General features: G+C 65.1%; 5 protein-coding genes. 1 reads left to right on the top strand and 4 read right to left on the bottom strand.

Going from position 1 to position 5,936, the window contains the following annotated elements:
• The first annotated feature begins 79 nt into the window (after positions 1-79).
• The gene (locus AOQ71_RS06250; RefSeq protein WP_057742559.1) at positions 80-1,411 is read left to right on the top strand and encodes an IS1182 family transposase; all 1,332 of its coding nucleotides are present in this window, start codon (positions 80-82) and stop codon (positions 1,409-1,411) included.
• Positions 1,412-1,512: 101 nt separating this feature from the next.
• On the opposite strand, the gene AOQ71_RS06245 is transcribed toward AOQ71_RS06250, so the two are convergent.
• The 4 genes from AOQ71_RS06245 to AOQ71_RS06230 all read right to left on the bottom strand — a co-directional run bounded on the left by AOQ71_RS06245 (position 1,513) and on the right by AOQ71_RS06230 (position 5,806).
• Positions 1,513-3,168, bottom strand: coding sequence for a GMC family oxidoreductase (locus AOQ71_RS06245; RefSeq protein WP_057743150.1), 1,656 nt, complete (start codon positions 3,166-3,168; stop codon positions 1,513-1,515).
• A gap of 17 nt (positions 3,169-3,185) precedes the next feature.
• Positions 3,186-3,779, bottom strand: coding sequence for a GNAT family N-acetyltransferase (locus tag AOQ71_RS06240; protein ID WP_057743148.1), 594 nt, complete (start codon positions 3,777-3,779; stop codon positions 3,186-3,188).
• A gap of 118 nt (positions 3,780-3,897) precedes the next feature.
• The gene (locus AOQ71_RS06235) at positions 3,898-4,824 is read right to left on the bottom strand and encodes an SMP-30/gluconolactonase/LRE family protein (RefSeq protein WP_057743146.1); all 927 of its coding nucleotides are present in this window, start codon (positions 4,822-4,824) and stop codon (positions 3,898-3,900) included.
• 148 nt (positions 4,825-4,972) lie between these two features.
• A complete protein-coding gene (locus AOQ71_RS06230; RefSeq protein WP_057743144.1) occupies positions 4,973-5,806 on the bottom strand; it encodes an AraC family transcriptional regulator in 834 nt (277 codons plus the stop codon).
• Between the last annotated feature and the right edge of the window lie 130 nt (positions 5,807-5,936).

Raw genomic sequence — 5,936 nt, 5'->3', positions numbered from 1 at the left:
CACCCTACGAGACTGTGAATCTTTTGTACCGCGTGTCGGGCGAATGTGATTCTCTAGGCAGACTGATCTGCTGGAGAGGATGATGGCTGACGAGGGACTTTTTGGCGAATTGCCGGATCAGTCGGCGCCACGAACCGAAGCGGTGCCGCGGGGTGCACCTCGGCTGCGCGAGCCCGTGCGCAATCAGGTCGAATTGCGGGCGGTCGATATCGACAGCCTGATCGGGCAGGATCATCTGGCCCGGGTGATCTGGGCTTATGTCGAGGGGCTCGACCTGAGCGAGCTGGAAGATCGGGTTAAGGCACGGGAAAACAGGCCGGGCCATCCGGCGCCATCACCCCGGCTGCTGCTGGCGCTTTGGCTGTACGCCACGAGCGATGGCGTTGGCAGCGCGCGGGCGTTGGATCGGCTCTGCGACAGTCACGACGTCTACCGCTGGCTCTGCGGCGGCGTGTCTTTGAACTATCACACACTGTCGGATTTCCGGGTCGGCTGCGCGGACCTGCTGGACCGTTTGCTGGTCGAACATCTGGTGGCTCTGAATGAGGCAGGGCTGATTGATCTGGAGAAGCTGACCCAGGACGGGGTGCGGATACGGGCGAATGCGGGGGCCGGCTCGTTCCGGCGGGAGGCAACGCTCGGCCGGCAGATGGCCCAAGCGAAGGCTGTGGTGGAAGAGCTCAAGCGCGAGGTCGATGCGGATCCGGAAGCCAGCAGCCGGCGTATCAGGGCGGCCAGAGAGCGCGCGGCACGCGAACGCAGTGAGCGGGTGCAGGCTGCGCAGAGGGCTTTGGACGAGATCAAGCGGAAGCGCAAGCAACTCGACGAAAAAGGCGGCAATGGCAAAAAGCCGAAGGAGCCCCGGGCCTCCACCACCGACCCGCAGGCAAGGGTGATGAAGATGGCAGATGCCGGCTTCCGCCCCGCCTACAATGTGCAGGTGGCCAGCGCGGCCGGCGAACTGATCGTGGTCACGGTCGACATCGACAACAACGGATCAGATCGCGGCTTGATGCGGCCGATGCTGGAGCGAACGCGCACTCGGCTGAAGCGCTTGCCGCGTCGCTACCTCGCCGATGGCGGGTTCTGCAGCGGCGAGGACATCGAATGGGCGCACGGTGAAGGCGTCGAGGTCTACTGTCCTCCGCCCAACTCCAGGAGCGGTGTCGATCCCTTTTTACCTCGGAGCAGCGACGGTCCTGGCGTCGCGGCCTGGCGGGCCCGCATGGCCAGCGAAGCCGGCAAGGCACAGTACAAAGCCCGCACGATCTGCGAATGCATCCATGCCCGGTGGCGGAACTGGGACCTCAGGCAATTGACCGTGCGCGGCATCGAGAAGGTCCGTGCCGTCGTGCTCTGGTACGCCCTCACCAACAACATCCTGCAAGGACACCAACTGGCAAAAGCATAGACAGCACAGCCATCCCCCGGCGGTTCGACATCGACGGCCCCCGACATCAGCGCGGGCGCTACCCACTCTTTAATATCGAATGCGGAAATGACTCACAGGCTCTACGCTGCTGTTCCCACCGCCGTCTCCGGAATCCGCGCGGCTTCCATCGGGGCCTTGCCGCGGATCAAATCGGAGGCGCGGTCGGCGATCATCATCGTCGATGCGTTGAGGTTCGCCGAGATCATGCGGGGCATCACCGAGGCGTCGATGACGCGGAGGCCTTCGAGGCCGTGGACGCGGAGCTGGTCGTCGACGACGGCCCAGGTCGAGTCCGCCGGGCCCATGCGGCAGGTGCAGCCTGGGTGGAAAGTCGTGGTGCCCCGCTCTGTTGCCGCGTGCAAAAACTCGTCGTCGGTGACGACGTTGGGACCGGGGAAATCCTCATAGGCGTAATAGGGCGACAGCGGAGCACTCTTCAGCAAACGCCGCGCGAGCTTCATGCCGCCGACGATGACGCGGCGGTCGAGCTCGGCATCGAGATAGTTGGTCTGGATGATCGGCGGCGCGAAAGGATCATTGGAGCGGATGCGGACATAGCCGCGGCTCTCCGGGCGCTGCTGCCAGGACGCCACCGTCATGCCGGGCTCGTCCTCGAGCTGGCCCTGCACGCCTTCCTTGTAGCTTGCCGGCGTGAAGGTGAGCTGGAGGTCGGACGACTCCGCGCTCTCGCCGGAGTGCCAGAAGCAATAGACCATGGTCGGGGACAGCGAGAGCAGGCCGCGGCGTGCGGTGGCCCATTTCATCGCCTCGACCCAGAGACGCCAGCCGCGGCGGAGCTCGTTGATGGTCTTGATGTCCTTGACCCGCGCCACCGTGCGCGGGGCGTAGTGGTCCTGCAGGCCTTCGCCGACCGGCAGGGCATGGCGCACGGCGATGCCGTGCTGCTGCAACAGATCGGGCGAGCCGATGCCGGAGAGCTGCAACAGCTGCGGCGAATTATAGGTGCCGCCGGAGAGGATCACCTCCTTGTTGGCGCGCACCTCCACCGGCGTGCCGCCGCGGCCGCCCTTGCTGTAGCGTACGCCGACGGCGCGCTTGCCCTCGAAGATGATCTCGGTCGCATGCGCATGCGTGTGCACATGCACGTTGGGCCGCTTCATCGCCGGCTTCAGGAAAACAGTCGCGCCCGAGACACGCAGGCCGTTGTTGATGGTGCGCTGGCAGTAGGAGACGCCTTCCTGGGTCCTGCCGTTGTAGTCAGGGTTGCGCGGAATGCCGAGCGAGACCGCGCCTTCCATGAAGGCCTCGCAGAGCGGATCGCGCCAGTCCATCGTGGTGACGATGAGGTTGCCGTCGCGGCCGCGATAGATGTCCTCGCCTTCGCCGATCCGCTTCTCCAGCCGTCGGAAGTAGGGCAGCACGTCGGCATAGCCCCAGCCGCGATTGCCCATCTGCGCCCAGGTGTCGAAATCCATGCGCTGGCCGCGGTTGTAGATGTGGCCGTTGATCGAGGACGAGCCGCCGAGCGTCTTGCCGCGCGGCGCGTAGATGCTGCGCCCATTGGTGTAGGGCCCGGGCTCCTGCTGATAGGCCCAGTTGATGCTCTTCATGTGGAAGGTCTTGATGAAACCCGCCGGCAGATGGATGTAGGGGTGCCAGTCGTTCGGCCCCGCTTCGAGCACGCAGACGCTGGTGTTGGGATCTTCGCTGAGCCTGGAGGTGAGGACGCAACCGGCCGAACCCGCGCCGATGATCACATAGTCAAATCTATCCATGGTGCCTCGGCCGCCCCCTAGCGCGGCTTGTCGTTGAGTTGATATTCCAGATGCGCCTTCACCGTCGGCCATTCGGCGGCGGTGATGCTGTACACGACGGTGTCGCGCAGCGTGCCGTTGGGCGCGACCTGGTGGCTGCGCAAAATGCCGTCCTGCCTGGCGCCGAGACGCTCGATGGCGCGGCGGCTCTGGTGGTTGAAGAAATGGGTGCGGAATTCCACCGCGATGCAGTTCAGCGCCTCGAAGGCGTGAGTGAGCAGCAGCAGCTTGCACTGCGTGTTGAGCGGGCCGCGCTGCACGCTCTTGCCATACCAGGTCGAGCCGATCTCGACGCGGCGGTTGTTGGCGTCGATGTTCATGTAGGTGGTCATGCCGACGATGTTGCCGCCGGCGTCGAACACCGTGAATGGCAGCATCGAGCCAGCGGCCTGAAGGCCGAGGCGGCGGTCGATCTCCTTGCCCATGTTCTCGGGCAGCGGGATCGCGGTGTACCAGAGCTTTGACAGCTCGCCGTCCTTCACGGCCTCGGTCAGCCCCGCAAGGTGCTCTTTCGACAGCGGCTCGAGACGGGCGTGCTGTCCACGCAGGGTGATGGGATCAGGCCAGGGCATTCGATCGTCCTCATGGTTGTCATTCCGGGGCGGCTCGAAGAGCCGAGCCCGGAATCTCGAGATCCCGGGTTCGGCTCTCCGAGCCGCCCCGGGATGACGATGGCGTACTACGCCATCGTCACTTATTCAAAAAGTTCAACGGCAAACCGCTGCGCGGCCAGTCCATGGCGATCAGCTCGCCCTTGCCTGACAGCGTGATGTAGGCGGTCTTCAGCTCGGGGCCGCCGAAGGCGATGTTGGTGGTGACGCGGTCGCCGGTCGGGACCTGCTCGACCAGGGTGCCGTCGGGCGCGATCACCGAGATGCAGCCGGAGACGAGCGTGGCGACGCAGACATTGCCGTTCGCTTCCACCGCAAGCGAGTCGAACATCTGGTAGCCGCCAAGGCCGCAGATCGGCTTGCCCCGCTCGCCGCGATAGATCGCCTCGCGCGGCTTCAGCACGCCGGGCGCGGAGAGCTCATAGGCCCAGAGCCGGGCCGTCGGCGTCTCCGCGATGTAGACGGTGTTCTCGTCCGGCGACAGGCCAATGCCGTTGGCCGGCAGCACGCCGTGCACGATTTCGACGATCTCGGTCATGCCGGGCTTGAGATAGTACATGCCGCCGACATCCATCTCGCGGGGACGGCGCTTGCCGAGATCGGAGAACCAGAGGCCGCCATGCTTGTCGAAGACGAGATCGTTCGGCCCGCGCAGATCGTGCGCGCCGCATTTGGTCACGACGGTCTCGACCTTGCCCGTTTGCAGATCGACGCGCTGGATCGACCCGCCGAGATAATCCTCCGGCTGCGGGCCCGGCATGATCATCTTGCCGGTCGGAATCCAGGAGAAGCCGCCATTGTTGCAGATGTAGATTTTTCCGTCCGGGCCAAGTGCGGCGCCGTTCGGGCCACCAGGCACCTTCGCGACGATCTCCTTGCGGCCATCGGGATAAACCCGCGTCAGGCGCTGCCCGCGAATTTCCACCAGCACCACCGAACCGTCCGGCATCACCACGGGGCCTTCCGGAAATTCGAGGTCGGTGGCGAGAACGCGGATGTCAGACATGGCAGTGGACATTGGCGGGACCCTCCGGGCTGCTTGTTATGGCTTGCTCGGGATGTCCGGCACGGGCCCCGCTGGCAAGTTTTGCCAGCGGTTATGACAAAACAGGTCTCCCTTGCCAAGCAAGCGGGCGCAATGCTGCGTTGCAGCCTTATCCTTTGATGGGCACCCAGATCTCGAAGCCGCCATTGCCGCTGACCGGATCGAACTTCTCGTCGTAGCGCTCGAAATTGGGGGCGTCGGCGGCCTTGTAGCTGGAAGCCGGCAGCCATTGATTCCAGATCGCGTTGACGGTGCGGCGGATCGAGGCGACGTGGTCGCTGTGGGTGAACACCGCGTAGCGCTGCTCGGGGATACGGATGCGACTGAGCCCGCGTGGCAGGTCGGAGAAGTCGGCGACCTCGACACCGGCGATGTAATCGAAATTGCCGGAATCATCGCCGTTGCAGCAGACGCCGTAGGCCACATTGCCGATGCGCCCGGGAATGTCGGCGACCTGCTGGTGGAAGCGGGCCCACATCCCGGGGATGATGGCGCCGTTGTCACAGGTGATGCGCTCGGCGAGGCCGGCGACGAGGAAGGCCTTGGCGGTTTCGAAACGCGGGGCCTTGAGAGTGTCCGAGATCGTGGAGTCCATGAGGATCGGCTCCTGAAGCTTGAGCTGGCTTGTGCACGTCGCCGCTCTGACCGCTTCGGGCGTGGTGCCGAACTGGTCGCGGAACGCGCGGGTGAACGCTTCGTGCGAGCCGTAATCCGCCTCCAGGGCGACGCTGAGAATGTCCGGCGCGCCGTTGGCGAGACGACGCGCCGCCTCGCTCAGCCGCCGCGCCCGCACGTAGCGCATCACCGGGAAGCCGGTGGCTGCGGCAAACGCACGCACCATGTGGAACCGCGACACGTCTCCGATCGCAGCGATCTCATCGAGCGTCATCGGCTCGGCCAGATGGCTTTCGATGTACCAGAGCGCGCGCTGGGCTGGGTTCATGGCTCAAGGCTCTCGTTCGAAGCGGGGTGATGATGCGCCCTCACCGCGCGCCTCGCTTGATCGGGATTGCTGTCTTGCCGCTAGCGCGGAACTCGTAGGGTGGGCAAAGGCGCTCTTGCGCCGTGCCCAC

Origin of the sequence: Bradyrhizobium manausense, assembly GCF_001440035.1 — a bacterium.
GTDB lineage: Bacteria > Pseudomonadota > Alphaproteobacteria > Rhizobiales > Xanthobacteraceae > Bradyrhizobium > Bradyrhizobium manausense.
This window is presented reverse-complemented; position numbering and strand designations above follow the sequence as displayed.

What these genes read in the sequence shown, in the direction of transcription:
- AOQ71_RS06250 (WP_057742559.1), top strand. Translation starts at nt 80, where the DNA reads ATGATGGCTGACGAGGGACTTTTTGGCGAATTGCCGGATCAGTCGGCG.
- AOQ71_RS06245 (WP_057743150.1), bottom strand. Translation starts at nt 3,168, where the DNA reads ATGGATAGATTTGACTATGTGATCATCGGCGCGGGTTCGGCCGGTTGC.
- AOQ71_RS06240 (WP_057743148.1), bottom strand. Translation starts at nt 3,779, where the DNA reads ATGCCCTGGCCTGATCCCATCACCCTGCGTGGACAGCACGCCCGTCTC.
- AOQ71_RS06235 (WP_057743146.1), bottom strand. Translation starts at nt 4,824, where the DNA reads ATGTCTGACATCCGCGTTCTCGCCACCGACCTCGAATTTCCGGAAGGC.
- AOQ71_RS06230 (WP_057743144.1), bottom strand. Translation starts at nt 5,806, where the DNA reads ATGAACCCAGCCCAGCGCGCGCTCTGGTACATCGAAAGCCATCTGGCC.